A 24,799-nucleotide genomic window follows, 5' to 3' on the forward strand; every position below is an offset into this window, starting at 1 on the left:
CAGAGCTTGAGAAGCGGGTTCGCCGATACCAGGGACATCGGTCCGGCTCATGGCGTGTTGATGAGACCTATGTGCGGGTCGGCGGGAAATGGAAATATCTGTTTCGTGCGGTCGACAAGCATAGGCGGTTGATTGACTTCATGCTGTCAGACCGGCGCCCCACCAGGGCTGCCTATCGCTTCCTGCGCAAAGCCCTAAGGACGGTGAGTGACTATCCACCATCCTCCATTGCGACTGACAAACTGGCGTCGTATCCCAAGACAATCCAGCGCCTGCAGAAGGAAGGCCTGCTATCGAAAAATGTTGAGAACCGGACATCAAAATATTTGAATAACATCATTGAGGCCGATCATGGGGCGCTCAAGCGTGTAATCCGGCCGGCCCGCGGCTTCCAGAGGATGAAAACTGCCTCCGCCACCATCAAGGGCTTCGAGGTGATGCGGATGATCCGCCGCGGCCATTGCAGCCTGGCACAGCGCGACGTGACAGGCGAAATCCGTCTTGTGAACCAGATCTTCGGTCTTGCGGCCTGAATGACCCATTCGACTGAGTTCGTTTTGCCGTTTTCAAGTTAATGCAACAAAGCCTTCCGAGACCAGGCGCGACAGGCGCAAGAATTCTTCCGAACGCTTCAAAACAACACGCTATCCGGTTCCATAAAGTAAGGCGCGCGTCAGCCAAGTAGATCAATGAGGATCTTCGTGCTTGAATGGATTGGCAATCGTCAGGTCCGGGGCAACCCTCTGGCCGTCCTGCAGGTCTTCCGAGTAGAGGTTTGTGCAGCCGGCAATGGCGGCTGCCGCGACAATCCCGCTGTCATAAATCGAGAAGCTGTAGCGGCGCATGATGTCGAGTGCCAGGTCGTGCATCTCAAGGGTGACAGGCAGGACATCGCAAGCATACCGAACCCCGGCAAGGACCTCGCATACTTCGTCCAAGCCCATCTTGAGCTTCTTGGTCATGACATTCACGGCCTCGTTGAGGACCTGAACACTGATCGTGCCGCCCTGCGCGAGAAGAGCCTCAGCTCGGTTCGCCTTGGCCTCGTCACTGGACAGCAGGTAGAGGATGACGTTGGTGTCGAGGAACGGCTTAGCGCTCATTGACCTCGAGCCGGTCGAACTTGAACCCTTCGGGAAGACGGCCGCGGTACTTGCGCAACCGAGCTAGCACTTCAGCCACCTCGGGCTTCTTTGAGACCTCGAAAGTTCGGGATCCCGCGACCGTAATCTCAATATCGTCGCCTTCCTTGAGCCCTAGAGCCTCGACGACAGCAGCGGGGAGACGAACCGCAAGGGAGTTGCCCCATTTTGCGACCTGCATCATACCCTCCATGATATACATTCCAATAGATGTATATCTAGGCGATTGACGGCAGAACGCAAGCGGCTAGACCCTACACTGATCCCAAAATCGCTGTAGAGGGTGTCTGGAAATTCGGGTGGTTCCCATCTGAAGGGGCATGACAGCCCTTAGCTACGACACCGACCTGAGCGATGCGGAGTGGGCGATCCTGGCGCCCCTCCTGGCCCCTACGACCCGCCGCGNCACCGGACATCAAAATACTTGAATAACATCATTGAGGCCGATCATGGGGCGCTCAAGCGTGTAATCCGGCCGGCCCGCGGCTTCCAGAGGATGAAAACTGCCTCCGCCACCATCAAAGGCTTCGAGGTGATGCGGATGATCCGCCACGGCCATTGCAGCCTGGCACAGCGCGACGTGACAGGCGAAATCCGTCTTGTGAACCAGCTCTTCGGTCTTGCGGCCTGAATGACCCGTTCGACTGAGTTCGTTTTGCCCTCTTCACGTTAATGCAACAAAGCCGCGGCAACATGCAGTATGATATTTAGTTGCAAATTGCCAGATGTGGATCGCACCGTCCTTGAGGTCCGGTTCCACATGTTTCGTCCCGTGGAACGGTCCGCGCTTGTGGTGAGACCGAAACTGCCAAATGCTTCGCTGTTCCGTGCGCTCGTCGAAGCCGTGTGACAGCGTCGCGGGAGTGGGGGCGTGCCGAGGAACGCGACAATGAGGAAGAGGGGAATAGCGTGTTGAAGTGGACGATCAAGGTTGCTGCCGGTATCGGCTTATGCGCGCTGGCGATATTGCCGGCCCAGACCGCCTCCGCCCAGGGAAAGCTGAAGGAAGTTCTCAGCCGCGGGAAGCTCATAGTCGGGACCGGAAGTACGAATCCCCCGTGGCATTTCCGCGACGAGAAGGGTGACCTCGTCGGGTTCGACATCGAAATTGCGAAGATCGTCGCCCAAGGCCTGTTTGACGATCCTTCCAAGGTCGAGTTCGTCAACCAAGCCTCCGATGCCCGCATCCCGAACATAGTAACCGGGAAGGTCGACATAGCGTGTCAGTTTGTGACCGTGACGGCGGCGCGCGCGCAGCAAGTGGCCTTCACTGTTCCATATTATCGCGAGGGCGTCAGCCTCATGCTCGTTGCGGGAGGCCGCTATGCCGACTACGCTGCCCTCAAGGCCGCCGGGAACAAGGTGACCGTCTCGGTGCTCCAGAACGTCTTCGCGGAGAAGATGGTGCGCGATGCGCTTCCCGAAGCGAACGTCGACCAGTTCGAGAGCGTCGATCTCATGTACCAGGCTCTCAACTCCGGGCGGGCCGACGCCGCAGCGACAGATTCCTCGTCCCTGCGTTACTACATGAAGCAGAATCCCGGCCGCTACGTTGATTCCGGATATAGTTGGAACCCGCAGACCTACTCCTGCATCGTTAAGCAGGGTGATCCGGACTGGCTTAACTTCGTCAACGTCGCCATACGCGAGGCAATGACCGGTACTACGTTCCCGCTTTATAAGGCCGCTTACGAGCGCTGGTTCGGTGAGACGCCGGCAGAGCCGAAGATCGGCTTCCCCTCCGAATTCCGGTAGCCTTCGTAAAATCGGCTCATGGGTTACTCGCTTCAGTTCGGAGCAGTCTGGGCGAGCTTCGGCAACCTGTTGTCGGGGCTCGCCATCGGCCTCGGCCTGGCGGTCGCGGCGGTGGCTTGCGGCACCGTTATCGGTCTTGTTGCAGCCTTCGCCAGCGTCAGCTCATCTCGATTTGCCCGGACCCTTGTCGGCGTTTACGTGATGCTGATCCGGAACCTGCCGCTCCTTGTGCTGGTGCTGCTCGTCTACTTCGCGCTTCCACAGCTTGGAATCCGGTTTGACAAGTACGAGAGCTTCATCGGGGCGCTCGCGCTCTATTCAGGAGCCTACCTGACGGAGGTATTCCGCGCCGGCCTTGCGGCGGTGCCGAAAGGCGTGGTGGAGGCGTCCCGGGCCATCGGCCTCACGCGCATCCAGACCAACGTCTCAGTCGTCACGCCGATCATGCTGCGCAATGCTTTGCCGTCCATGGGGAATACCTTCATCGGCATGTTCAAGGACAGTTCGATTGCCGCAGCCATCGCTGTTCCGGAGCTGACGTTCGAGGCGCGCAAGATCAACGTGGACACTTTCCGTGTCGTGGAGACCTGGCTCGTAGCGAGCGGACTCTACATCGCGGCCTGCTTCACCATCGCGTCGCTCCTACGCCGCCTCGAGCGGCTGTTCCCGAGGTTTTGAGCTCATGCAGTCGTTCCTGAATCAGGTCTGGATCGCACGTTGGCCCCTGTGGGAAGGCTTCCTGCTCACGATCGAGATTGCCGCGGCCTCCATCCTATTCGGCACGATCCTGGGATGCATCTGCGGGATCCAACTCGTCTACGGGCCAGCCATCGTCCGCTTTCCATTCCGGGTCTATGTGGACGTGATGCGAGGCACACCCGTCCTCGTCCTGATCCTCGCCGCGTTCTACATTCCGGCTGTCGTCGATGTCAGCCTGAACGCGACCCATGCCGGTATCCTCGCGCTGTCGCTCTTTGCAGGCGCCCATATCGGCGAATTGGTGCGTGGCGCCCTGCAGGCGATCCCGCCAGGCCAGGCCGAAGCAGCGCGCAGCATCGGCCTCACCTTCCCGCAGACTCTCGCCTATGTACTCCTGCCGCAGGCGCTGCGGAGCGCCCTGCCGCCTTGGATCAACACAGGAGTCGAGTTGATCAAGGGATCGAGCCTTCTATCCATCATTGGGGTGGGCGAACTTCTCCTCAAGACCCAGGAAGTTATCGGACGCACCTTCATGACCATCGAGTTCTACGTATTGGCGGGAGTGCTCTATCTCCTTGCCAACATCTCCCTCGATCAGCTTGGTAGGGCCGTCGAGCGACGCGTACAGGGGCGCTGACCATGGAAACCGCACGCCCGCTGCTCGAGATCCACGGATTGCACAAGCGCTTCGGCGCCGTAGAGGTTCTCAAAGGGGTCGACCTCGCCCTTCACAAAGGGGAGGTGGTCTCGATCATCGGATCGAGCGGTTCCGGCAAGACGACGCTGCTACGATGCGTCAACCTTCTTGAGGAATTTCAGGAAGGCGACATCGTGCTCGACGGAGAAACCATCGGTTACAGGACGACGAAGGGGCGCCGCCATCGCTTGAGCGACCGCGAGTTGTCACGCCAGCGCTCGATGACCGGGATGGTGTTTCAGAGCTTTAATCTCTTCCCTCATCTCACCGCTGCCGGCAACGTTATGCTCGGCCTGCGCAAGGTGCGCCGCCTCGGTAAGGCGGAGGCGCGCGCACTGGCCGAAAGCTGGCTCGGCCGGGTTGGACTTGCCGCCCGTGCCGACCATTACCCGAGCCAGCTCTCGGGCGGGCAGCAGCAGCGCGTTGCCATTGCCCGTGCGCTCGCGATGGATCCCAAGCTCGTTCTCCTCGATGAGGTGACCTCCGCCCTCGATCCGGAGCTTGTCCAGGAGGTGCTGAACACCGTGAAGGCGATCGCAGACGACGGAGCGACGCTCTTGATCGTGACTCACGAGATGAGGTTCGCCCGAGATGTTTCGAACCGTGTCGTCTTCATGGATCAGGGACAGGTCGTCGAGGACGCGCCGCCAGCGGAGATCTTCGGCAATCCGCGCAGCGCAAGGCTGGCCGAGTTCCTGCGCAACACTCGCACCTGAGACGGTTGTCCCCGAGGACGTTGAGGACGGCGTCAGTCGAGCCCGAGCGGATCCGGATCGAGCGGCCATATCGGGCGCGGCAGATGCTTAAAGGGCAGGGCGGCCCAGTCCGGATTGCTGGTCCCGGGCGTCGCCACGAACAGCTGCTTGCGCGTGTTGTCGACGAAGAGATCCTTGTGCTTGTAGAGGTTCTTGATCGCAACCACCTGCTTATCGTCGAAGGTGATGCCGTGCAGCGTGAGGAGGCTGAGCGAGTAGAGGTTGGTGCGCTGCGTCGTCAAGAGGATGTCGATTCCTTCGACCCGCACGACGGCTATGTCGCCGATGTTGATCCGCTCGTCATTGATGTGGTCTTGGTAGGCGTTCCTTTTCAGAAATAGAACCTCCGCATCCGCATCGAAGGGCGGACCGGAGTTCGGATCGAACTTGCCTCCTATGCGCACTCTGATCCGCGCGCCGACACCGACCTGGAAGCAGATGCGAACCGCAAGCGGATCCCACAGCGGCGCGATCGCCGCATTGCGAATGCCGGCATCGACGAAGGCCCGCAGCACATGGGTGGTATCTCCTGGTGCACCGCTGCCGATCTGGTCGGAGGTATCGGCGATGAGGAGGGGTTTATCGCCCTTGATTGCGGCCTCTGCGATCGCCTCCTCGAACGACGTGAACGGAAGCATCGCATCTGCGCGAATTCGATAAAAACGTTCGCCGAAGTCGCGCGCGGCGCGCTCGGCGAGTGTCTCATCACCATCGGCAACGGCCAGCATCTTTGCGCCCGCCAGATGAACGTCCGCCCAGGGGAAGCCGTGGTTCAGGGAGAGGGACAGGATGCCGTCCTTGCCTTCGGCATCGAACATCGCCTGGGTGAAGGCGACCATAGGTCCTTCCATGGTGGTCGGAAACAGGCCCATGGTCCGGCAGTCGAACAGGGCCATTTTGGGATCGATCTCGCCCGCGAGCGTCCGTTGCATGAGAACGAAGAGATCTTCGGCCCGCTCGGCATGGTCGATATGCGGATAGGTCTTGTAGATCGTGATGATGTCGGCGGCCTCCAGGAGGGTGTCGTCGATATGAGCATGAAGATCGAGTTCGATCCCAATTTTCGTGCCGCCACCGACGATCGCGCGCATGCGCGAGACGAGATCTCCCTCGCAATCATCGTAACCGTCCGCCACCATCGCCCCGTGGAGGAAGAGCAGGATCGCATGGACCTGACCGGCGGCTCGCAGGTCGTCAAGGATACGGTCCCGCATGGACTCGTAGGCCACGCGCGTCGTTAGTCCGGCCGGGGAGGCAAAGGCGAAGAGGCTCTGTATTACCTCCCAGCCTTCCTTGTGCGCGCGCTCGACCCAGATCTGCGCCGGCGCCGACCACGGCGAGGCGGGGACCGTCTCGATGTCGCCTTCGCACCAGAGTGTATTCCTGAAATCCTCGATCCCGGTTGGGAAGAACGAGAAAGTGTTCGTCTCAGTCCCGAGCGTGGCTACAAAAAGACGCATGGTGTCTGCCCCGAAGCGCGATGGAAGGTCATTTACGGAGACTCCCGGTCGGAAGCGCTCCCGTGGCCTTGAGTTCCCGCACAGCGTCCTCCACCGCCAGAAGGGTCTCGTCGATCACGGCGTCCGTATGCTCGATGGAGAGGAACCAGGCGCCACGCTCCAGGGCACGCACCCCCCGGCGCAAAAGGGCTGTTGTGAGAGCGACATAGCCCGCCCGGTCCATCCGCGCGAGGTCGCGGTAGTTCCGCGCTGGCGCCTCGAGGCCAAGAGCCACGTGGAAGACCTGCGGAAAGCCGGCAACCTGCGCGATCACACCGGCGCGTTCGAAGATGTCGCGCATGCCCGTCATGAGCCGTCCGCCACGCTCCTCGATCGTCGCATAGAGCGATGGCTTCAGCGACTTGAGGGTCGCGGCCGTTGCGGCCATGGCGATCGGCTGGGCATTGTACGTGCCGCCGTGCACGACGCCACCGGTGGCAAACATGTCCATAAGGTCCGACCGCCCTGCAATAGCGGCGACAGGAAAACCGTTGGCGATGGCCTTGCCGAAGGTGGAGAGGTCCGGTGTGACGCCGAAACGCTCCTGCGCGCCGCCGGCCGCCAGACGGAAGCCCGTGATCACCTCGTCGAAAATGAGGATCGTGCCGTATTGCGTACAGGCCTCGCGCACTCCCTCAAGATAGCCGGGAGCAGGATGTACGGCTCCGGCGTTGCACATCGCCGCCTCCATGATGACGCCGGCGATGTCGCCCTGCGCGAGCCGCTGAGTCAGGAGGTCCAGGTCGTTCCAGGGCAGCACCACGAGAGCATCTGCCGTTTGTGCGAGCTGGCCCTTGCTGCCCGCTACTGGGACCGGCGCATTCTCCGGGCCAGCGGCGTTGAGGGCGGGAGCAGTCGACCACAGCACGTTGTCGAACCAGCCGTGATAATGACCTTCGAACTTGATGATCTTCTCGCGGCCCGTCGCGGCACGGGCGAGACGGATCGCCGCCTGATCGACCTCCGAGCCCGAGCAACCGAACCGCATGCGCTCGGCGGAGGGAACGAGCTCGCACACGAGCCGCGCGGCCTCGGCCTCAATAGCCGTCTGACCAGCGAAGAGGAAGCCCTTCTCGACCTCCTGCTTCACCGCATCGACGAGTGCCTGCGGCTTGTGCCCGAGGATCATCGGCCCCATGCCGAGATAGTAGTCGATCAGTCTGTTGCCGTCCGCGTCGTAGAGCCAAGGCCCTTCCCCGCGCTCGAACACGAGGGGCGTCGGCGAGATGTTGAGGCGAAAGTTGCTGTTGACTCCACCTGCCATCCACTGGGCGTTGCGTTCGATCAGCTCCGCGGATTTGTCGAACGACAGGAAGGTGTCACCGCGCGTGCGCGTCGTTTCAGCGAGGGAAGACATGTGGCTTGAATGCTCCTCAAGGGATTTCGCAGCAACAGGCCCGAGCTGGTCCGCAAAGTAAATGCCTGCCCGTTCCACGGGGCGGAAACCCACACAGAACGGGACGTTTAACCGCGTTTCGGTCTCACCACGGCTACGCAATCGATCTCGTAGCGCAGGCTCGGCCCGAGGCAATTCGTAATGGTCGTGCGGGCTGGATAAGGCTCGAGGAAGTATTCCCGGTAGATACGGTTGAACTCCGCGACGTCCTCGGGGTCGCGGATGTAGTTGCGTGTCTGCACCACATGGGCCAGATCGCTGTCGGCATCCTCGAGGACCTTCCGCAGGTTCTCGATCGAGCGCCGCATCTCACCTTCGAATGTGTCGGCGACGATCTTGCCCGCTACGTCGACCGAAGCTTGGCCGGAGACAAAGATCAGGTCGCCGACGCGCGTTGCAGGGCTGAAGGGCAGATGCGAGCGCGGCGTGTCTGATCCACCGGGATGTTCGATACTCATTGGATGCTCCGATCGCTGATCGGGAAGACGGGTTTGCGCAGGCGGCGATAATCCAACGCCGTGATAGCACTCGTGCACGGCCCAGGCGTACTGACGGTGTAGCTTCCCGCCATGATGGGGTCGTACGCCTTGCGATGCGCGACAGCCGCCTTTACGCCGATGGCGAAAAGGTCTTCCGGTACGATGCCTTGAGATCGGAACTGGGCGAGGTCGAACGGAGGTGTCTTGCGACTGGTCAGAAGCACGATGACATCGTCGACGCGGACGACCGCTGAGGGACCCATCGAGAAATGGATCCCGCGCGAGGCTGCGAGATGGCTGTGGTGATCCTCCAGGGTAAAGCGGCCGTCGCTGCGGCGGATGAATTCCGCCTCCACTTCGAGAGGATCAGCCCCAAGGCGGCTACCCTTGCCGCCGATAGACAGCCGTCGTTTTTCACCCGGTTTGGCGTCCGCAAGGCTCTGCACCGCCGCAGCGTCTGCGATTGCCACCGCGCAGTTGCGCAGGCCGTGGCGGAGGAAACCGCGCAGAACGGCCGTGTCATCTCCAGGCGCGCCGCCGCCGATATTGTCGGCCGGCTCGACGATGATCCACGGCCCACCGTCGCGGGAGCCGATATCCGCCAGGGCCTGGTCGAGGTCCCATTCCTGCGGAATGCCGAGATCTCGCAGGGAGACGGCGAGCGCCTCGAGCCGGTCGAGGGCATGTTTCGCCGCCGCTTCGTCTCCTGTTGTGGCAACCGAAAAGGCGACCCCTGCATCGGGAACATCGGAAAACGAGTACCCCGCCACGACGTTCGCAACCCAGATATCCGGGTTTTCAGCCTCGATCTGCCGCGCGAGCGTCTCAAGATCGCGCATGGGGCGGTCCGCCGTTCCGGTCCCCGGGGGCGGCCACATGATCGGAGCGTTGCGGGCGAGCATCCGCGGCAACGTCTTTTCGTTGAGAGCCCGCGCCAGGAGATGGGCCGAACGGATTGCGGATTCGCGCGCATCCGCGTGCGGGTTCTCGCGATAGGCGACGAGACAATTGGCGTGCTGCGCCATCTTGGTCGTGAAGGTGGCGTGCAGGTCGAATACGCCGAAGACCGGAAGATGTTCCGCACCTGGGGTCGAACGTAGACGCGCGAGCATCTCTCCTTCTGGATCCTCGCATGTCGTCGTCACCATCGCTCCGTGCAACCCGAGCCAGATCCCATCGAGCCCGCCGCTGGCGAGCGCATGACGCAATCCGGTCTCGATCTCGCCCCAAAAGGCCTCGAACACCGCATGATTGACGGTGCCGGACGGCAGGGCTACATATTCGCAGATCGGCACTACCTCCCAGCCATGAGCTTCGGCGACCTCGAGAAATCCGTCCGTAGTCGAGCCGTCGCCGCGACGGTGGAGGATGTCCTCCCCGCGATGGACGGTGAAATCGTCGGAGACCGTGATCTCATCGATGAATGTGTGGGTCTCGTGAAAGAGACCTGCAAACAGAATCCTGCGCTTGGCCATGTGAAGCATCCAGCTTGAAATCGACGCTCTCCGTCAGCCGGCGGCTGACCTCATCTCTGGCGGATGGATCCGCCGTCCCGTGCCTGCACAAGACGTCGCATGGTTCTTGTTTAGGCTGTTCTACACTATAGAACCGCAACAGGTGTGGCGGCCGAAGAAGTGAACACGAACGTTCGGTAAGACGCAAGTCGTCATTTCAATCGGAACGGTACCTACATCGTGAGGGCAGTTGACAGGCTGAAAATCCTGGCAGTTAATCTTCCGGCAACGTCCGAAATTATTATTCCATAATCTGGAATGTCGCTCCGGAGGGTCCGATTTGCGTGTCTTCGTTGCATCGCTAGCCACCGAGACGAACACCTTCTCGCCGCTGTTCGTCGATCGCCGCGCCTTCGAGGAGGCATTCTATTGCTCGCCGGGAAATCATCCGCCGACTCCAACACTCTGCTCCGCGCCCGTGGTCGCTGCGCGCCGACGGTCTGAAGCCGATGGCTTCACGCTGATCGAGGGGACTGCTACGTGGGCCGAACCCGCCGGACTGGTCTCGCGCGAGGCTTACGAATCCCTGCGTGACGAGATCCTCGATCAGCTCAAGGCGGCAATGCCCGTCGACGTCGCACTCTTCGGTCTGCATGGCGCCATGGTCGCGCGCGACTACGACGATTGCGAAGGGGACCTTCTGGAGAGGGCGCGCGAGATCGTCGGACCTGACTGCGTGATTGGCGCCGAGCTCGACATGCATTGCCACCTCACACCGAAGCGCGTCGCGGCGGCCGACGTGCTTCTGACCTTCAAGGAATTTCCGCATATCGATTTTCTCGATAGGGCGGAGGACCTCGTCGACCTTTGCCTGCGTGCCGCCCGCAGCGAGGTGAAGCCTGTTTCCGCCGTTTTCGATTGTCGCTCCCTGTCTGGCTTCATGACGAGCATCGAACCCGGCCGCGGCTTCGTCGACCGCATCATGGCACGGGAGGGCAGGGACGGCATTCTCAGCATTTCCGTCGCCCACGGTTTTCAAGCCGCGGATGTCTATGACGTCGGCACCAAGGTTCTCGTCATTGCCGACGGCGAAGAGAACCGCATGAAAGCGGCCGCATTGGCTGAGGCGCTCGGCCATGAGATCCTCGGGTGGCACCGGACAGCGCCCGGCCCGTATCACTACACGCCCGAGGAGGCGATTGCGCAGGCGCGTGCCGAGCCGGGACAGCCGATCGTCTTCGCCGACCGATGGGACAACCCGGGCGGCGGTGTCGCCGGAGACTCGACCGTAATGATCGAGACCCTCCTGAAGCATCCGGATCTTCCGGCTGCAATCGGCGCCTTGTGGGACCCCGTCGCCGTATCTCTCTGTCGCGCGGCCGGAATCGGTGCCCGCATCCCCTTGCGATTCTGTGGCAAGGCGACGCCGCAGTCCGGTTCGCCCATCGATGCCGAGGTCGTCGTGCGGGGAGTAAGCGACGAACTCGTGATCCCCTTCGAGGAGAGCATCGTCTCGCTCGGGCCGGCAGCGGCCATTACCATCGGCGAACTCGATATCGTACTCGTAAACGGGCGCGCCCAGACCTTCAGCCCACCTGCCTTCACGCAGTTGGGCATCGATCTGGCGCGAAAGAAGATCGTCGTCGTCAAATCATCAAACCACTTCTACGCCGCCTTCGCGCCGATCGCCGCCAAGGTCCACTATCTCAATACCGGCGGCCCCTATCCCTATGACGCGACGAAGGTCGAGTACCGTAAGGTGCGTCGCCCGCTTGCTCCCCTGGATCCCCACCCATGGCTCTAATTCCTCGTCTCGACATCGCGGCGCTCGATTCGCAGTCGGTAGACCCTCTTACCAAGGGCTTTCCCTTCGATGCGCCCGGCATGCAATTCGGAGATGTCGGCAGGCGCGGTTGGAATGTTCTGGAAGGCGACGTGCCGATGCCGGTTGCGGTGATCCGTCAAGCACGCGTGGAGGCCAACAGCGCCTGGATGGCCGCGTTCACGCAGGCGAACGGACTCGTGATCGCCCCTCACGGGAAGACCACCATGGCCCCGTACCTGTTCGACCTGCAGATCGCGGACGGTGCCTGGGCGATCACGGTCGCAACGGTGCAGCAGATGCAGGTGTGCCGGCACTTCGGCGTGCGCCGCGTCCTGATAGCCAACCAGCCGATCGGCCGGCAGGCAGTGAACACTTGCTTCGCTGCCCTCGCGGACGAAGGCTTCGAACTCTACTGTCTAGTCGACGGAGAGGAAGGGTTGGCGCAACTCGCCGAGGGGGCAGTTCGTGCTCGACCACCCGCAAGCAACCCGCTGCGCGTGCTTGTGGAGGTCGGGTTTACGGGTGGGCGCACCGGTGCCCGCTCCCGGGAGACGGCGCTGGCGCTCGCCCGAAACATCGCGGCGACGGATGGGCTCGCGCTGGCCGGTTTCGAGTGCTTCGAAGGCTTGTTGCCGACACCGGAGGCGGCGGACGAACTTCTGGACGAGGTTGGTGCCCTCGCACGCCGTTCGATCGACGAGGGCTTGTTGCCGAGAAACAGCCCCGTCATCGTCAGCGCCGGAGGATCGGCATTCTTCGACCGGGTCGGTGAGCGCTTCAACGCCCACGACTTCCCGGCGCCGGTCCTGCGGGTGCTGCGGTCCGGTTGCTATCTGACGCACGATTGCATGGGCTATGCGGCTGCCTTCGAACGCATCTGTCGGCAGACCCGGCTCACCCTGCCGCCGGGCGGCCTCGTCCCAGCCCTTGAGGTCTGGGCACAGGTTCAGTCCGTGCCTGAGGCAAGGCTTGCTCTCCTGTCCGTAGGCAAGCGCGACGTCGGATTCGATGCGGGCCTGCCGATTCCCCAGTATTGGTATCGACCAGGCGGCGCGATTGAGAAGCCTCAGCCGATGCCCCCCGGATACAAGACCGTCGCGCTCAACGATCAACATTGTTATCTGGAGTTGCCTGCAGGCAGCGACCTCCGGGTCGGCGACCTTGTCGGGTTTGGTATCGGCCATCCCTGCACGACCTTCGATCGTTGGTCGCTGCTGCTGGCCGTCGACGAATCCTATCACGTCGTCAAGGCCGTAAAGACGTTCTTCTGAAGCCCCGATGGGGAGATGTGACGAGGGCCGGAGCGAACCCGACCCGGATGTGGAGAGGACCGATGCCCAAGGACGGCCAAGACTACATCGTGCAGCCTGTGATGAAGGCGCTGGAGGTGCTTGACTACGTGGCGACGCAGGGACGTGACGTGACCCTGACCGAGACCGTTAAAGAGCTTAAGCTGCCTAAGACAACTGTCTTCCGCTACCTCCAAACCCTCTCCGCAGCCTCGTTCCTGGAATACGACCTGCGCCGCGACCGTTATCGCGCGGGTCCGCGCTTTCGCCATTTGGCCGAGATCGACCGCAGCCTGCACCGCCTTCGTGACGCCGTGCAACCAGAGATGCACGACCTCTCCGAGCGGTTCGGTGAAACAATCAACCTCGCGATCTTGGCGCAGAAGACCATCGTCTACATCGACATTGTCGATCGGGGCCGCGCGCCGCGTACGGAGGCACGTGTAGGGCAGCGTCACCCGGTCCACTCCACCTCGCTGGGCAAGGCTATTGCAGCGCACCTGCCCGACGAGGAGTTCGGGGCGCTTTGCATGCCGCTTCTCCCAGCGCGAACGATCCGCACATTGACGGATGGCCGCTTTCTGCGCCGGCAGGTCGATCACATCCGACAACAGGGGTATGCCTTGGACATGGGCGAGAACGAAGATGGTCACATGTGCATCGGAGTCCCCATTCTCGACGACCGTGGACGGCCGGTCGCCGCTATTAGCCTGTCAGCTCCGGAGGCGCGGTTGGCGCCGACGCGACGCATTGAAGCTGCTGCGGCCTTGAGGACGTCTATCGACCGGGTCGTCGAAAAAATCTACGGCAGCGAGCGCTTCAATGTGGCGACGCTCGACTGACGTTGTTTCTCAAGGCGGAACCGGGCGCCGTTGACGCTGACGCCGACCGGCTCCTAGCATAGTCGCACGGCTTGTCACGCATCTAAAATGATGCAGCCCGTGGGGTCATGATCAGGAAAACCCGGCTTGGGACGGGGAGCGGAGCGGAACGTCGAGCGCAACGCTGCCGCTGAACAGCCGGATTTCGGTCTCGCCAAGGTTGCTCCTTGACAGGCCCGAGACGTGAACAAGTTCATAAAACCAGAGGATCAGGAGCGTGTGCCATGACGAACAGCCGTATCCCATTCACTAGGGTGCTGGGGGCGTTCGCTCTCGCCGCGATCACCGCAGTGGCTGCCCCAAGCCACGCTCATGCACAGAACCTCAAGGGAACGACACTTCGGGTCGCGGTTGTCACGGACATGACCAACTTCGACCCGATGCAGTTCTCGGTTGTCAACTTCCACCTCATCAAGAACCTCTACGACAGCCTGATCGAATACACGCCTGACGGAAAAGCCGTGCCGAGCCTTGCGACGGAGTGGTCCATCGGCGAGGGCAACAAGTCGGTACGAGTCACGTTGCGCAAAGGTGTGGTCTTCCATAGCGGTGCGCCGCTGACTTCGGCGGATGTGGCAGCGACCCTGAAAAAGGCGTCCGACCCGGTAAAGGGCAAAAACGTCTATGCGACGATGGGGATCGTCCAGGATTGGACGACCCCGGACGAGCAAACCATCGTCATCAACTTCAAGGCCCCGGTGCCAGAGCGTCAGATCCTCGACCTCCTCCAGTTCACGATGCCTATCGAGGCGGCCGGCATCGAGACCGTTGAGACCAAACCGGCTGGTACCGGCGCCTACATGCTGGCAGGACGCGCCGTCGGCCAGAGTGTGACGCTCAAGGCCAATCCGAAGTACTGGCGCGAGGGCGAACCGGTCAGCCCTGACATCCACTTCACTGTCTTCAGCGATGATGCCGCTGCGAGCGCGGCGCTGGAATCGGGCGCAACCGACATCATCTACGGTGGCGGTGCCCGAAGCGCTGTGCGGCTGCGCGACGCGGGATTTACCGTGACTCGCGGGCCGGGGCCTTTGGTGCAGGTATTCCGCATTAATGCCACCCGCCCGCCATTCAACAACGAGAAATTCCGCCAGGCCTTCAACTACCTGATGGATCGTGACGGCATCCTGCGGGTCGGCTATGCGGGACTGGGTGAACCTGTCGCGCTTCCCTGGGCGCCGGCAAGCCCCGCCTTCGACCCCGCCTATCTCAAAGAGTTCGCCTACAATCCTGTGAAGGCCAAGGCGCTTCTCGCCGAGTCGGGCCTATCGAAGCAGGAGATGAGCAACTGGAAGCTTCTGGTCTATGGAACCGACCAGTCGTCGGTGGTGATCAGCCAGATTGTGCAGAGCACGCTCGCCGATGTCGGGATCGACATCAAGCTCGAGGTGATGGAAGGTTCCGAATACGTTAAGGCTCAGCTCGCGGGAGAATACCAGGCTACCTTCGGTGGCGTAGGCAACGTGCAGAAGTTCCCGTCACGCGTTGCCACCAACAGCATCTATCGCACCCGGGACAATCCAGTCCTTAAGGAACCCCATCCATTCCCGGAATACGTTGCAGCTATCGAACGGGTCAACACCACCTACGGCTCCGAGAAAGAGGTCAAAGCGGCTTACGACAATCTTAACCGCGTATTGGTAAAGAGCTCCTTCGCCATCCCGACCAACTCCTATGACGTCGGCGTTATTGTGTCCTCGTCCAAGCTAGGCGGGTTCACGCCGGACATCGACAACCTGTTCGTTGCCCGTACGATCGGGTTGAAGAATTGAGCGGTGCGGCAGTGACGCTATCCCTCAAGCACAGGGCGTGTCGTTGACGACGCCGGTCCTGTCCGTGCGTGATCTGACCGTTGCCTTCGGCGGTGCCGAGCGATCGGTGCCTGTCGTGCGGGGCGTCAGCTTCGATGTGTTTGCGAACGAGGTGTTCTGCATCGTCGGCGAATCCGGATCCGGCAAGAGCGTCACGTCTCTTGCCGTCGCCGGCCTTCTGCCGGGCGCGGCACGGGTCTCAGGTTCAATCCGCCTCGGCGGGACCGAGATTGTGGGGGCGGCCCCGGACACCTTGCGGCAGGTGCGGAGCCGGGATCTTGGTTTCATCTTCCAGGACCCGGCCACCACGTTGAATCCTGTGCTGCGTGTCGGACGCCAGATCGTGGAGGGCGAGGTTTCTCACGGCCGCCTCAAACCCTCCGATGCGAATGCGCGCGCGGCCGAGCTGCTGCGGGAGGTGGACATCGCCGATCCTGTCAGCCGAACGCAGCAGTTTCCGCATCAGTTTTCTGGCGGCATGCGTCAGCGGGCAGTCATCGCCATGGCGATGGCGGGACAGCCACGGCTCATCATCGCGGATGAGCCGACTACGGCGCTCGACGTCACGGTTCAAGCGCAGGTCCTGTCGCTCCTTCAGCGGCGGCAGGCGGAAACCTCAGCAGCCGTCATCCTAATCACTCACGATCTGGGTGTGGTCGCCGAGGTCGCCCACCGCGTCGCGGTGATGTATGCCGGACGCATTGTCGAGGCCGGGACCGTAGACGGGATCTTCGCTTCGCCCCGCCATCCGTACACCCGTGCACTGCTCCGCAGCATCCCGCGGGGCGGGGCAGTTGGTGCGAGACTTGATGCCATCCCCGGCCAGCCGCCGACCGCGGAGGCGCTCCCAGCCGGCTGCCCCTTTCATTCCCGCTGTGTCCTCGGCAAGGATCGGGACGCGTGCCGGGCGGAGGAGCCTCCGCTGCAGGCTGTTGAAGGCAGGCACGAGGCAGCGTGCCACTTCACCGATGAAACGCGGATCCCGGCCGCGCCGCGCCGAGGCGAGTCGCCAGCTCTGACAGTCGGCCAGGTCGGACAGATTCTGCTCGAAGTGGACGCACTGAAGGTGCACTTTCCCGTGCAATCGGGCATTCTCAAGCGTATCGTCGGCCGGGTGCGTGCCGTCGACGGCGTCAATCTTACGGTGAGGGCGGGCGAGACGGTAAGCCTCGTCGGCGAGTCCGGCTGCGGCAAGACGACGACCGCGCGCACCATCATGGGCCTTATTCCTGCCACTGACGGCGACGTGCGTTTTGAGGGACGCTCGATCCGCAACCTGTCCCCCGGACGAATGCGTGAGGCGCGGCGGTGGATGCAATATGTGTTCCAGGATCCCTATGCGGCCCTCAATCCCGTTCTGCCGGTGGAGGAGGTGGTGGCCGAGCCCCTGCGCCTGCACGGCCTATACGAGGAGGCGGGAGGGGCAGGGCGGATCGCGGAACTGTTCGAGATGGTCGGCCTGTCGCGGAAGATGTTCGGCCGCTATCCGAGCGAGTTCTCAGGCGGGCAGCGCCAGCGCGTGGGGATCGCGCGAGCGCTCGCACTCAACCCGCGCCTGCTCATTCTCGATGAGCCCGTATCGGCGCTCGATGTCTCGATCCAGGCGCAGGTCCTCAATCTGCTACAGGACCTGCAGAGGGAGCTGCAGCTCGCCTATCTCTTCATCTCCCACAACCTGTCGGTCGTGCAGCACATCTCGAACCGCGTGGCCGTCATGTATCTCGGCCGCATCGTTGAGCAGGGGACACGGGATGAACTCTACAATATGCCGAGCCATCCCTATACGCAGAGCCTTCTGTCGGCGGCACCGATCGCCGATCCGTCGCTCGGTAGGACGCGACACCGCATCATTCTCGAGGGCGAGATCCCCAATCCCGCAGCCCCGCCGTCGGGATGTACCTTTCATCCCCGATGCTTCCGCGCGAACGATCGCTGTCGCCGGGATGCGCCGGGCGCGCGACATCTGCCCGACACGTCGACTCTGGTAGCCTGCCACTATCCCGATATTGCCGCAGCGAATCCCATGGTCCGCGGGGCTTCGATGGAGTCTGGAGAATGAGTGTCGCGTCAGGCCGCATCCGCGCCTTCTTCCGCGCGCTCCGCCGTCATAAGGGGGCGGCGGCGGCGCTCGCCTTTCTGCTTTTCATCGGTCTCGTGGCGATTTTCGCGGACTTGATGCCCTTCGATCCGTTCCGGCAGCGCTTGGTCGACTCCCTGAAGGGGCCGTCCCGCGCCCACTGGTTCGGCACCGACGAACTCGGCCGGGACATTCTCGCCCGTGTCGTCTATGGCGCGCGTACCTCTCTGACCACCGCCGCCGGAGCGGTTATCATTGCCGCTGCCGTCGGAGTGCCCATGGGTTTGATCAGCGGCTTCTTCGGTGGCTGGCGCGACGCAATCCTCATGCGTCTCGTCGACGTGATGATGACGCTGCCGGCGATCCTCTTCGCCATGGCGCTCATCGCGATCCTCGGACGCAGCCAGAGCGCCGCGATCGTCGCCGTCGGGATCACCGGCATCCCGAGCTTTGCGCGAATCACCCGAGCGCAGACCCTGACATTGCGGAGCCGCGATTTCGTGGTGGCCGTCGAGGCCTTTGGCGGCAGCGCCCGATACAACATGTTTCGGACTATCCTGCCCAATTCATGGAGCCCAATCCTGGTGCAGGTGGTGGTGCTATGCTCGGTCGCCATTCTCCTCGAGGCAGCGCTGGCCTTCCTCGGGGTTGGCGTCGCGCCGCCGACCCCGAGCTGGGGTGAGATGCTGCGGTCGGGAAAGTCCTATCTGCACGAGGCGCCGTACTATGCAGTCCTGCCAGGCCTCATTTTAACCCTGACCATCCTGTCGTTCGATGCCATCGGACGCGCGATGGCCGATCTCCTTGGTAAGCGTTACGAGCTGCGCAAATCCGGTTCGGAAGGAGCGGCGTGACCCATGATCGGCTATGTCCTCAGAAGGCTGCTGCATCTTGTTCCCGTCCTTCTTCTCGGCTCCGCCGCTGTTTGGGCCATCATCTACGCGGTACCCGGAGATCCAGTCTCGGTTCTCGTCGGAGAAAATGCGACGGCCGAGCAAATCGCAGCCGCAACCGCGCAGTATGGGCTCGACCGGCCGGTTCTGGTGCAATACGCCGACTGGCTCTGGCGCGCCCTTCGTGGCGATCTCGGCACCTCCATCCACGCCAGCGAACCTGTACTTGCGCTGATCGCCGACCGCCTGCCAGCAACGTTCCAGCTCGCCTTTCTGGCAACGCTTGTCGCCCTTGTTCTCGGTGTCCCGATCGCGATCGCGAGCGCACTCAGGCCAGGGTCTTGGGTCGACCGGATCCTGTCCCTGTGGAACGCGCTGACGCTAGGGGTGCCGACTTTCTGGCTCGGTATCTTGCTCATCCTATGGTTCTCAGTGGAAATGCGGTGGCTTCCATCTGCTTCCGCCTATGTACCGTTATGGGAGGATCCGGCCGCGGCATTGCGCAACCTCATTCTCCCTGCGGTGACCCTCGGCCTCTATGTCTCGGGCGTTTTGGCGCGGTTCCTGCGTGCCTCGCTCGTCACCGAAATGCGCTCAGACTACGTCCGCACAGCACGATCCAAGGGGCTGCCTGAATGGCAGGTGGTCAGCGTTCATATCCTGCGCAATGCGCTTTTGCCTTTCGTCACCATTGTCGGCCTGATGATGGCCAACTTCATTGGCGGCGCCGTCGTAACTGAGGCCGTATTTACCTATCCGGGGCTCGGCCGGCTACTCATCCAGGCGATCAGCACGCGTGACTATCCCCTGATTCAAGGCTGTATCATTGTGATTATGCTGATCTACATCCTCATCAACCTCTCGGTCGATGTGTTCTACGCCTATATCGATCCGCGCATCGAGTACAAGTAGCCGTTACATCGGCTGGTAGCGGCACGAGACGCCATGTCCCGGACCGATCTCGTGCCACGGGGTCGTACCCGCCACGGCGTGGATCTCGCCGAAAGCGCAAACATCACCCCGACGGCCCGCCGCCAGGACAGACGGATCGGGCGGCATCATTTGAAGGCGCCGGCGCTGCCGGGCGGGATCGAGAATGGGAGCGGATTCGAACAGCATCTGCGTATAGGGATGGGCAGGATTGTCGTAGACCTGCGAAATCCCGCCTTTCTCTACGATCTCACCGCGATACATCACCGCCACCTTGTGACTGACCTCGCGCACGATGGCGAGGTCGTGCGCGATAAACAGGTAGGATAGCTTGAGCTTCTCCTGCAGGGAGTGCAGCAGCGCGACAATCTGCGCCTGTGTACGGACGTCGAGGGCTGAAACCGGCTCATCGCAGACTACGAAGTCCGGGTTTACCGCCAAGGCACGGGCAATGCCAATGCGCTGGCGCTGCCCACCGGAGAACGCGTGCGGATAGCGATCCATCACCGCCGGATCCATGCTCACGAGTTCCAGCAGCTCAGCTACTCGCTCACGATAGCGTGCCTTCGGAACCGATTGGTGGGCGATCAGCGGCTCCATGAGCGTCTGGGCGATTGTCATCCGCGGATGCAGGCTGGAATAGGGGTTCTGCAATACGAACTGCATGTGGCGGCGCATCCGCCGCAATTCGCCCGCCGGCATGGTGGTAAGCTCGTGGTTGCGCAGCCTCACCGATCCGCTGGAGATTCGCTGGAGCTGCAGAACGGCTCGTCCAGTCGTCGTCTTGCCGGAGCCAGACTGACCGACGAGGCCGAGGGTCTCGCCCGGTGCGATGTCGAACGATACGCCTTTAACGGCAACGAAGGCTGGATGGCGGCCGGACGCTGGAAACGTGACCGATAGATCCCGTACGGCAACCAGGGGCGGCGAGGGTGTCATGGCAAATCTCCGTCACGATGCAGGCGCGGGACGGAATCGAGCAGGGCTCGCGTGTACTCGTGAACAGGGGCACGGAAGATCTTGTCGACCCCGGCCGTTTCGACAATCCTGCCGCCGTACATGACATTCACTCTTTCTACCATTCCTGCGACGACGCCGAAGTCGTGCGTGATCAGCATCAGGGACATACTCCGTTCCTCCCTCAGGCGCAGCAACAGGCGCAGGATCTGGGCCTGAACGGTCACGTCGAGCGCCGTGGTCGGCTCATCGGCGATGAGAAGGTCAGGATCGCACGAAATTGCGATGGCGATGAGCACCCGCTGACGCATTCCGCCTGAGAAATGATGCGGGTAGTCGTCGACACGCCGGATGGGGAAAGGAATTCCGACCTGATCGAGCAACTCGATAGCTCGCTCCCGGGCAGCATGTCCTGATAGGCCCGTGTGGCGGCGCAGCATGTCCTCGATCTGCGCCCCGACTGTGATCACCGGATTGAGGGACGTCATCGGGTCCTGAAACACCATGGCGATGCGCCGTCCGCGGATGTCCCGCATTTCCGTTTCGCTGATGGTGACAAGGTCTCGGCCGTCAAAATGCACCGAACCACCCAAGTCGACGCGCATTCCTTCCGGCGCGAGACGCATGATGGCGCGGGCTGTTACACTCTTGCCGCAGCCGGATTCGCCCACGAAGCCGACGGCCTCGCCGCGCTTGATGTCAAACGAAATACCCTTGACGGCTTCGACTGCCTGCCTGCGCGAGATGATGCGCACAGTCAGATCACGCACCGTCAGGATCGAGCCGCCCGCTGTCATAGGTCGCTCCCCACGTCGAGAACTTCCCGCAGTCCGTTTGCAATGACGATAAAGGTGAGTGTCGCGAAAACGATAGCGACGGCCGGACCGATGACGGTAAGTGGGGCGAGTTCCATGAACTGACGCGCATCAGCCAGCATGCCACCCCAGTTAGGATCGGGCGGTGGCGGCCCGAGCCCAAGGAACGAGAGGGCCGTGACGGTGAAGATCGTCTGCGCTAGAGTGAGGCTTGTCGCTACGACGATAGGGGAGACGACCATCGGCAGGACGTGGCGGGTGACGATCCGAAACTCGCTCATGCCCACGCTCCGAGCCGCCTCCACGTGATCCCATTTCTTCACGCTCAGTACTGGCGCGCGCACGACGCGAGACATGGCCGGCGTGTAGACGATGGCGATTGTCAGGATGAGGTTCGGCACCGTGGGGCCTAGAGCGGCGACGACGGCGATGGCGAGAAGGAAGACCGGAAACGCAAAGACTACGTCGAGCACACGCATGATCGCTTCGTCCATCCAGCCTCCGACATAGCCGCTGACGAGGCCGAGCACGAGCCCCGCGACAAGAGACAAAGCAACGGCCGTGAAGGTGACGAAGAGGGTTGTGCGTCCACCGACGAGAATGCGGCTTAGCACGTCGCGGCCGATGGCGTCGGTTCCCAGCCAGTGCTGCGCGCTCGGCCCCGCGAGCGAATTGGGCGATGTGGCGGAGGGATCGTAAGGTGCGATCAGGGGAGCGAAAAGAGTCACCAGCACCAGGATTGCGAGCATCATCAGTCCGAGACCTAGCAGCAGGTGACCGGCGCCGAGCCATGCGCGACCAGAATGCTTCTGTCTGGTGCCGGCGAAAGTGGAATCGCTTGTGGTTGCAGCCTCGCTCATGTCTCCACCCTCGCATCCGCATGGGCATAGGCGATGTCCGCAAGAGTGTTTACGAAGACGACGCAGGCGGCGGCGACAAGGACGATGGCCTGAATCGCCGGGTAGTCACGGCTCGTGATAGAATCGAAGAGGTACTGGCCCATCCCGGGTATGGCGAAGATTGTCTCGACCAGGATGCTGCCGCCGAGGAGTGTCGCGACTTGCAGTCCCGTGACGGTGATGATGGGGGTCAAGGCGTTGCGCATCAGGTAGTTCCAGAGGATCGTTCTCGGCAGCAGGCCCTTGGCGCGCGCTACCATCACGAAATCCTGGTTCGACACCTCGAGCACCGCTGCCCGTGTGTTCTCGGATATGGTGACCGAAATTGCGAGTGCGAGAGCGAAGGCCGGAAGGATTAGGCCAAACACGTTGCCGACGGGATCCTCCCGGAAGGGAACGTAGCCGAGAACGGCGAGTTCGGGAAAGTAGAGCCCGACGAGAAGGACGATCAACGTGCCCACGACGAAATTCGGAACGGCGATTATAAACCCGTTATAGAGCCGAACGATCCAGTCGGCCGCTCCTCGGAACCGCGCAGAGGCAAGGCCCGTGCCGACACCCATGATGAGGGCAATGGCGGCCGCAATGAGAGCGAGTTCGAGAGTCACCAAGAAGCGTGGCCACAACTCATGGAGAACCGGCTGTCGCGTGACGAAGGAGGTGCCGAAGTCGCCGCGCAGTACTCCGCTGAGCCAGGAGAGGTACTGTTCGACCAGCGGACGATCGAGGCCGAGATCCCGACGCATCGCATCCAGCACGTCGGGCTGAAGCATCTGGGCACCGGCCGCTGCGAGGACGAAGTCGCCCGGCAGAGCCCTCATGAGCATGAAGGCGACGAAGGAGACCCCGAGCAGGATCACCCCCATCCACATCGACCGCAGGAATATGACGCGCTTCATCGCGCCGCTCCGGTGTGCAGAAATCCTCCGGCCAAGGCGTCAGCCCTTCAGCCATGTGGTTCGAACAAAGGAGCGTATGTTAGCCGCCAGTGGAACGTAGCCTTCGACGTAATTCCACCAGATCTCCCAGCGGAGGGGATACTGATAGATCTGAAGAATATAGACCTGCTCAGCGATGTGCTTCTGGACTGCGAGGTTCTTCGCCGCGCGCTTGGCATCATCGGTCTCGGCCCGTGCCTCGGCCATCATCCGGTCGAGAGACTCATCCGCGATTCCCATCGCCTTGCCGAACTTGCTCTGTGAATTGACATACTGGAGGATAGCGTCGGAGTCCGGGGTCCAGGAGAGCGCGACAGACAACAGGGTCGGCCAGGTCCCGGCACTCCAGTGGTTGAGCAGCGGCGCCGTTTCCATGGGCACGATCCGTACCTTGATGCTGGCCGCCTGCCATTGCTGCTGAAGGATCTGCGCGCAGGAGACATCGAGGGGATTAGCCGCCACGACGATGTAGTCGCCGAGATCGAGGCCGTCCGGAAAGCCCGCCTCTGCCAGCAGCGCCTTGGCCGCCGCAGGATCGTGCTTGTAATATGGCATCTCGCCGATGCCGTCGTAGCCTCCCACGTGGCTTTCCGGGATCATGGCGCCGACCTTGCCCGAACCGCCGAGAACGGTCTGAAGACACGCCTGCCTGTCCGTCGCCAAGCTCAGCGCCCGGCGCACTCTGACATCGTTGAGCGGGGGTGCCTTCATGTTGAGCCAGACGGGGAAGGTACGGGAGGTCTGACCTGGCGCCGAGACGAAGTCCTTGGAAGCGCGCGCCATCACCGCGGCCACCTTAGGATCCTTCAGCCACGTCATGTCGATGGTCCTGGACCGGAGTGCCGAAGAGAGCGTCGCTTGGTCTTTGTAAAACCTGAACACGACCTTATCGAGATAGGGTTGCCCCTCCTCATAATAGTGCGGGTTGGCAGTCAGCGTGAACTGCTGGTTCGGCTGGTAGGATTCGAAGATGAAGGGACCGGTGCCGACCGGCTTGGTAGTGAGATCCTCGACACCTTTGGGTACGATGGCCCCGTCCGGATTGCTCGCCAGATAACTCAGGAAGGCGGCGTCGCGGGTCTTCAACGTGAAGCGCACGGTGAAGGGATCGACGACCGTGACGTTCTCAATGCTGGCATATTGGGCACGTAAGCGGCTGGCTGTCGCCGGGTCTAGAATGCGGTCGAAAGTGTACTTGACGTCCTCGGCGGTAAAGTCCTTCCCGTTGTGGAATTTGACGCCCTGACGGAGCTTGAAGAGATAAGTCCGCTCGTCGGGCATCTCGTACCCAAGGGCAAGATCCGGTTCCACTTGCATCTTCGCATTCCATCGCAGAAGCCCGGAATAGAGCAGCGCGGTGAAGTCGTTGGAGGAGAATGCCGTGACCGTCGTCGGGTCAAGGCCGATCGGATCCGCATCGGCGCCGATGCGCAGTGTGCCGCCGCGCTTCAGCGTTCCACCGTCGGGGGATGCGGCCAATGCCGAGGGACATGAGACCATTACGCCTCCTGCCAGCCAGAGGCGCATGAAGTGCCGGCGGTCGAGAGTGAACGCCGCGGCCGGCAGGGCGGTAAAATCCTTATCCTTCGTCATACGAACTCCCCTTCT

23 protein-coding genes and 1 pseudogene are annotated in these 24,799 nt (G+C 62.1%); 13 read left to right on the forward strand and 11 right to left on the reverse strand.

Features of this window, described 5'->3' with window-relative positions:
* A partial coding sequence (locus tag ACFOYU_RS10780; RefSeq protein WP_377033528.1) for an IS6 family transposase occupies positions 1-533 on the forward strand: 533 nt, incomplete at its 5' end.
* Between the two features lie 153 nt (positions 534-686).
* On the opposite strand, the gene ACFOYU_RS10785 is transcribed toward ACFOYU_RS10780, so the two are convergent.
* Both ACFOYU_RS10785 and ACFOYU_RS10790 read right to left on the reverse strand, forming a co-directional pair.
* Positions 687-1,103 (reverse strand): PIN domain-containing protein, encoded by a 417-nt coding sequence (locus ACFOYU_RS10785; RefSeq protein ID WP_377033529.1) that lies wholly within the window; start codon positions 1,101-1,103, stop codon positions 687-689.
* On the reverse strand, positions 1,093-1,323 hold the full coding sequence (locus tag ACFOYU_RS10790; RefSeq protein ID WP_377033557.1) for an AbrB/MazE/SpoVT family DNA-binding domain-containing protein: 231 nt from the start codon (positions 1,321-1,323) through the stop codon (positions 1,093-1,095). The genes ACFOYU_RS10785 and ACFOYU_RS10790 overlap by 11 nt, the downstream gene beginning before the upstream one ends.
* A 225-nt stretch (positions 1,324-1,548) precedes the next feature.
* Here ACFOYU_RS10790 and ACFOYU_RS10795 point away from each other — a divergent pair.
* The 5 genes and pseudogenes from ACFOYU_RS10795 to ACFOYU_RS10815 all read left to right on the forward strand — a co-directional run.
* Positions 1,549-1,698 (forward strand): annotated as a pseudogene (locus ACFOYU_RS10795) (DDE-type integrase/transposase/recombinase); the annotation flags it as partial.
* A gap of 353 nt (positions 1,699-2,051) precedes the next feature.
* On the forward strand, positions 2,052-2,897 hold the full coding sequence (locus ACFOYU_RS10800; protein WP_377033558.1) for a transporter substrate-binding domain-containing protein: 846 nt from the start codon (positions 2,052-2,054) through the stop codon (positions 2,895-2,897).
* A gap of 18 nt (positions 2,898-2,915) precedes the next feature.
* The gene (locus ACFOYU_RS10805) at positions 2,916-3,575 is read left to right on the forward strand and encodes an amino acid ABC transporter permease (protein WP_377033530.1); all 660 of its coding nucleotides are present in this window, start codon (positions 2,916-2,918) and stop codon (positions 3,573-3,575) included.
* Between the two features lie 4 nt (positions 3,576-3,579).
* A complete protein-coding gene (locus tag ACFOYU_RS10810) occupies positions 3,580-4,233 on the forward strand; it encodes an amino acid ABC transporter permease (RefSeq protein WP_377033531.1) in 654 nt (217 codons plus the stop codon).
* Between the two features lie 2 nt (positions 4,234-4,235).
* Entirely contained in the window at positions 4,236-5,009 is a 774-nt protein-coding gene (locus tag ACFOYU_RS10815; RefSeq protein WP_377033532.1) for an amino acid ABC transporter ATP-binding protein, read from the forward strand.
* 32 nt (positions 5,010-5,041) lie between these two features.
* Here the strand turns inward: ACFOYU_RS10815 and ACFOYU_RS10820 are convergent, their stop codons facing one another.
* From ACFOYU_RS10820 to ACFOYU_RS10835, 4 genes are all read right to left on the reverse strand, one after another.
* Positions 5,042-6,508: a M81 family metallopeptidase gene (locus ACFOYU_RS10820; protein WP_377033533.1), complete on the reverse strand. Its 1,467-nt coding sequence runs from the start codon at positions 6,506-6,508 to the stop codon at positions 5,042-5,044.
* Between the two features lie 28 nt (positions 6,509-6,536).
* A complete protein-coding gene (locus tag ACFOYU_RS10825; protein ID WP_377033534.1) occupies positions 6,537-7,904 on the reverse strand; it encodes an aspartate aminotransferase family protein in 1,368 nt (455 codons plus the stop codon).
* 107 nt (positions 7,905-8,011) lie between these two features.
* Complete coding sequence (locus ACFOYU_RS10830; protein WP_377033535.1) at positions 8,012-8,401, reverse strand: RidA family protein; 390 nt, start codon at positions 8,399-8,401, stop codon at positions 8,012-8,014.
* Positions 8,398-9,897 (reverse strand): M81 family metallopeptidase, encoded by a 1,500-nt coding sequence (locus tag ACFOYU_RS10835; RefSeq protein WP_377033536.1) that lies wholly within the window; start codon positions 9,895-9,897, stop codon positions 8,398-8,400. The genes ACFOYU_RS10830 and ACFOYU_RS10835 overlap by 4 nt, the downstream gene beginning before the upstream one ends.
* A 319-nt stretch (positions 9,898-10,216) precedes the next feature.
* On the opposite strand from ACFOYU_RS10835, the gene ACFOYU_RS10840 reads away from it, so the two are divergent.
* From ACFOYU_RS10840 to ACFOYU_RS10870, 7 genes are all read left to right on the forward strand, one after another.
* Positions 10,217-11,680 carry a M81 family metallopeptidase gene (locus tag ACFOYU_RS10840; protein WP_377033537.1) on the forward strand — a complete coding sequence of 488 codons (1,464 nt, stop codon included), beginning with the start codon at positions 10,217-10,219 and terminating at the stop codon, positions 11,678-11,680.
* Positions 11,671-12,972 (forward strand): alanine racemase, encoded by a 1,302-nt coding sequence (locus ACFOYU_RS10845; RefSeq protein ID WP_377033538.1) that lies wholly within the window; start codon positions 11,671-11,673, stop codon positions 12,970-12,972. The genes ACFOYU_RS10840 and ACFOYU_RS10845 overlap by 10 nt, the downstream gene beginning before the upstream one ends.
* A 62-nt stretch (positions 12,973-13,034) precedes the next feature.
* Positions 13,035-13,832: an IclR family transcriptional regulator gene (locus tag ACFOYU_RS10850; RefSeq protein WP_377033539.1), complete on the forward strand. Its 798-nt coding sequence runs from the start codon at positions 13,035-13,037 to the stop codon at positions 13,830-13,832.
* A 263-nt stretch (positions 13,833-14,095) separates the two neighbouring features.
* Positions 14,096-15,643 (forward strand): ABC transporter substrate-binding protein, encoded by a 1,548-nt coding sequence (locus ACFOYU_RS10855; protein ID WP_377033540.1) that lies wholly within the window; start codon positions 14,096-14,098, stop codon positions 15,641-15,643.
* Positions 15,644-15,680: 37 nt separating this feature from the next.
* Positions 15,681-17,741 (forward strand): dipeptide ABC transporter ATP-binding protein, encoded by a 2,061-nt coding sequence (locus ACFOYU_RS10860; RefSeq protein WP_377033541.1) that lies wholly within the window; start codon positions 15,681-15,683, stop codon positions 17,739-17,741.
* Positions 17,738-18,613: an ABC transporter permease gene (locus tag ACFOYU_RS10865; protein WP_377033542.1), complete on the forward strand. Its 876-nt coding sequence runs from the start codon at positions 17,738-17,740 to the stop codon at positions 18,611-18,613. Before ACFOYU_RS10860 ends, ACFOYU_RS10865 begins: the two co-directional genes overlap by 4 nt.
* 3 nt (positions 18,614-18,616) lie before the next feature.
* Positions 18,617-19,564 carry an ABC transporter permease gene (locus tag ACFOYU_RS10870; RefSeq protein ID WP_377033543.1) on the forward strand — a complete coding sequence of 316 codons (948 nt, stop codon included), beginning with the start codon at positions 18,617-18,619 and terminating at the stop codon, positions 19,562-19,564.
* Between the two features lie 3 nt (positions 19,565-19,567).
* On the opposite strand, the gene ACFOYU_RS10875 is transcribed toward ACFOYU_RS10870, so the two are convergent.
* Genes ACFOYU_RS10875 through ACFOYU_RS10895 form a run of 5 tightly spaced genes read right to left on the reverse strand, consistent with a single transcriptional unit; the run spans position 19,568 to position 24,784 of the window.
* A complete protein-coding gene (locus tag ACFOYU_RS10875) occupies positions 19,568-20,521 on the reverse strand; it encodes an oligopeptide/dipeptide ABC transporter ATP-binding protein (RefSeq protein WP_377033544.1) in 954 nt (317 codons plus the stop codon).
* The gene (locus ACFOYU_RS10880) at positions 20,518-21,336 is read right to left on the reverse strand and encodes an ABC transporter ATP-binding protein (RefSeq protein WP_377033545.1); all 819 of its coding nucleotides are present in this window, start codon (positions 21,334-21,336) and stop codon (positions 20,518-20,520) included. The genes ACFOYU_RS10875 and ACFOYU_RS10880 overlap by 4 nt, the downstream gene beginning before the upstream one ends.
* Entirely contained in the window at positions 21,333-22,214 is an 882-nt protein-coding gene (locus tag ACFOYU_RS10885) for an ABC transporter permease (RefSeq protein ID WP_377033546.1), read from the reverse strand. The genes ACFOYU_RS10880 and ACFOYU_RS10885 overlap by 4 nt, the downstream gene beginning before the upstream one ends.
* Entirely contained in the window at positions 22,211-23,152 is a 942-nt protein-coding gene (locus ACFOYU_RS10890) for an ABC transporter permease (RefSeq protein WP_377033547.1), read from the reverse strand. The genes ACFOYU_RS10885 and ACFOYU_RS10890 overlap by 4 nt, the downstream gene beginning before the upstream one ends.
* A gap of 39 nt (positions 23,153-23,191) precedes the next feature.
* Positions 23,192-24,784 (reverse strand): ABC transporter substrate-binding protein, encoded by a 1,593-nt coding sequence (locus ACFOYU_RS10895; protein WP_377033548.1) that lies wholly within the window; start codon positions 24,782-24,784, stop codon positions 23,192-23,194.
* Positions 24,785-24,799: the final 15 nt, after the last annotated feature.

Source organism: Microvirga sp. GCM10011540, assembly GCF_042650665.1.
Classification (GTDB): Bacteria; Pseudomonadota; Alphaproteobacteria; order Rhizobiales; family Beijerinckiaceae; genus Microvirga; species Microvirga lenta.

Bases quoted from the DNA above. Each gene is read 5' to 3' on its own strand.
- ACFOYU_RS10825 (WP_377033534.1), bottom strand. From the start codon at position 7,904: ATGTCTTCCCTCGCTGAAACGACGCGCACGCGCGGTGACACCTTCCTG.
- ACFOYU_RS10845 (WP_377033538.1), top strand. From the start codon at position 11,671: ATGGCTCTAATTCCTCGTCTCGACATCGCGGCGCTCGATTCGCAGTCG.
- ACFOYU_RS10875 (WP_377033544.1), bottom strand. From the start codon at position 20,521: ATGACACCCTCGCCGCCCCTGGTTGCCGTACGGGATCTATCGGTCACG.
- ACFOYU_RS10785 (WP_377033529.1), bottom strand. From the start codon at position 1,103: ATGAGCGCTAAGCCGTTCCTCGACACCAACGTCATCCTCTACCTGCTG.
- ACFOYU_RS10820 (WP_377033533.1), bottom strand. From the start codon at position 6,508: ATGCGTCTTTTTGTAGCCACGCTCGGGACTGAGACGAACACTTTCTCG.
- ACFOYU_RS10880 (WP_377033545.1), bottom strand. From the start codon at position 21,336: ATGACAGCGGGCGGCTCGATCCTGACGGTGCGTGATCTGACTGTGCGC.
- ACFOYU_RS10835 (WP_377033536.1), bottom strand. From the start codon at position 9,897: ATGGCCAAGCGCAGGATTCTGTTTGCAGGTCTCTTTCACGAGACCCAC.
- ACFOYU_RS10830 (WP_377033535.1), bottom strand. From the start codon at position 8,401: ATGAGTATCGAACATCCCGGTGGATCAGACACGCCGCGCTCGCATCTG.
- ACFOYU_RS10815 (WP_377033532.1), top strand. From the start codon at position 4,236: ATGGAAACCGCACGCCCGCTGCTCGAGATCCACGGATTGCACAAGCGC.
- ACFOYU_RS10855 (WP_377033540.1), top strand. From the start codon at position 14,096: ATGACGAACAGCCGTATCCCATTCACTAGGGTGCTGGGGGCGTTCGCT.
- ACFOYU_RS10805 (WP_377033530.1), top strand. From the start codon at position 2,916: ATGGGTTACTCGCTTCAGTTCGGAGCAGTCTGGGCGAGCTTCGGCAAC.
- ACFOYU_RS10885 (WP_377033546.1), bottom strand. From the start codon at position 22,214: ATGAGCGAGGCTGCAACCACAAGCGATTCCACTTTCGCCGGCACCAGA.
- ACFOYU_RS10790 (WP_377033557.1), bottom strand. From the start codon at position 1,323: ATGCAGGTCGCAAAATGGGGCAACTCCCTTGCGGTTCGTCTCCCCGCT.
- ACFOYU_RS10890 (WP_377033547.1), bottom strand. From the start codon at position 23,152: ATGAAGCGCGTCATATTCCTGCGGTCGATGTGGATGGGGGTGATCCTG.
- ACFOYU_RS10865 (WP_377033542.1), top strand. From the start codon at position 17,738: ATGAGTGTCGCGTCAGGCCGCATCCGCGCCTTCTTCCGCGCGCTCCGC.
- ACFOYU_RS10870 (WP_377033543.1), top strand. From the start codon at position 18,617: ATGATCGGCTATGTCCTCAGAAGGCTGCTGCATCTTGTTCCCGTCCTT.
- ACFOYU_RS10810 (WP_377033531.1), top strand. From the start codon at position 3,580: ATGCAGTCGTTCCTGAATCAGGTCTGGATCGCACGTTGGCCCCTGTGG.
- ACFOYU_RS10850 (WP_377033539.1), top strand. From the start codon at position 13,035: ATGCCCAAGGACGGCCAAGACTACATCGTGCAGCCTGTGATGAAGGCG.
- ACFOYU_RS10895 (WP_377033548.1), bottom strand. From the start codon at position 24,784: ATGACGAAGGATAAGGATTTTACCGCCCTGCCGGCCGCGGCGTTCACT.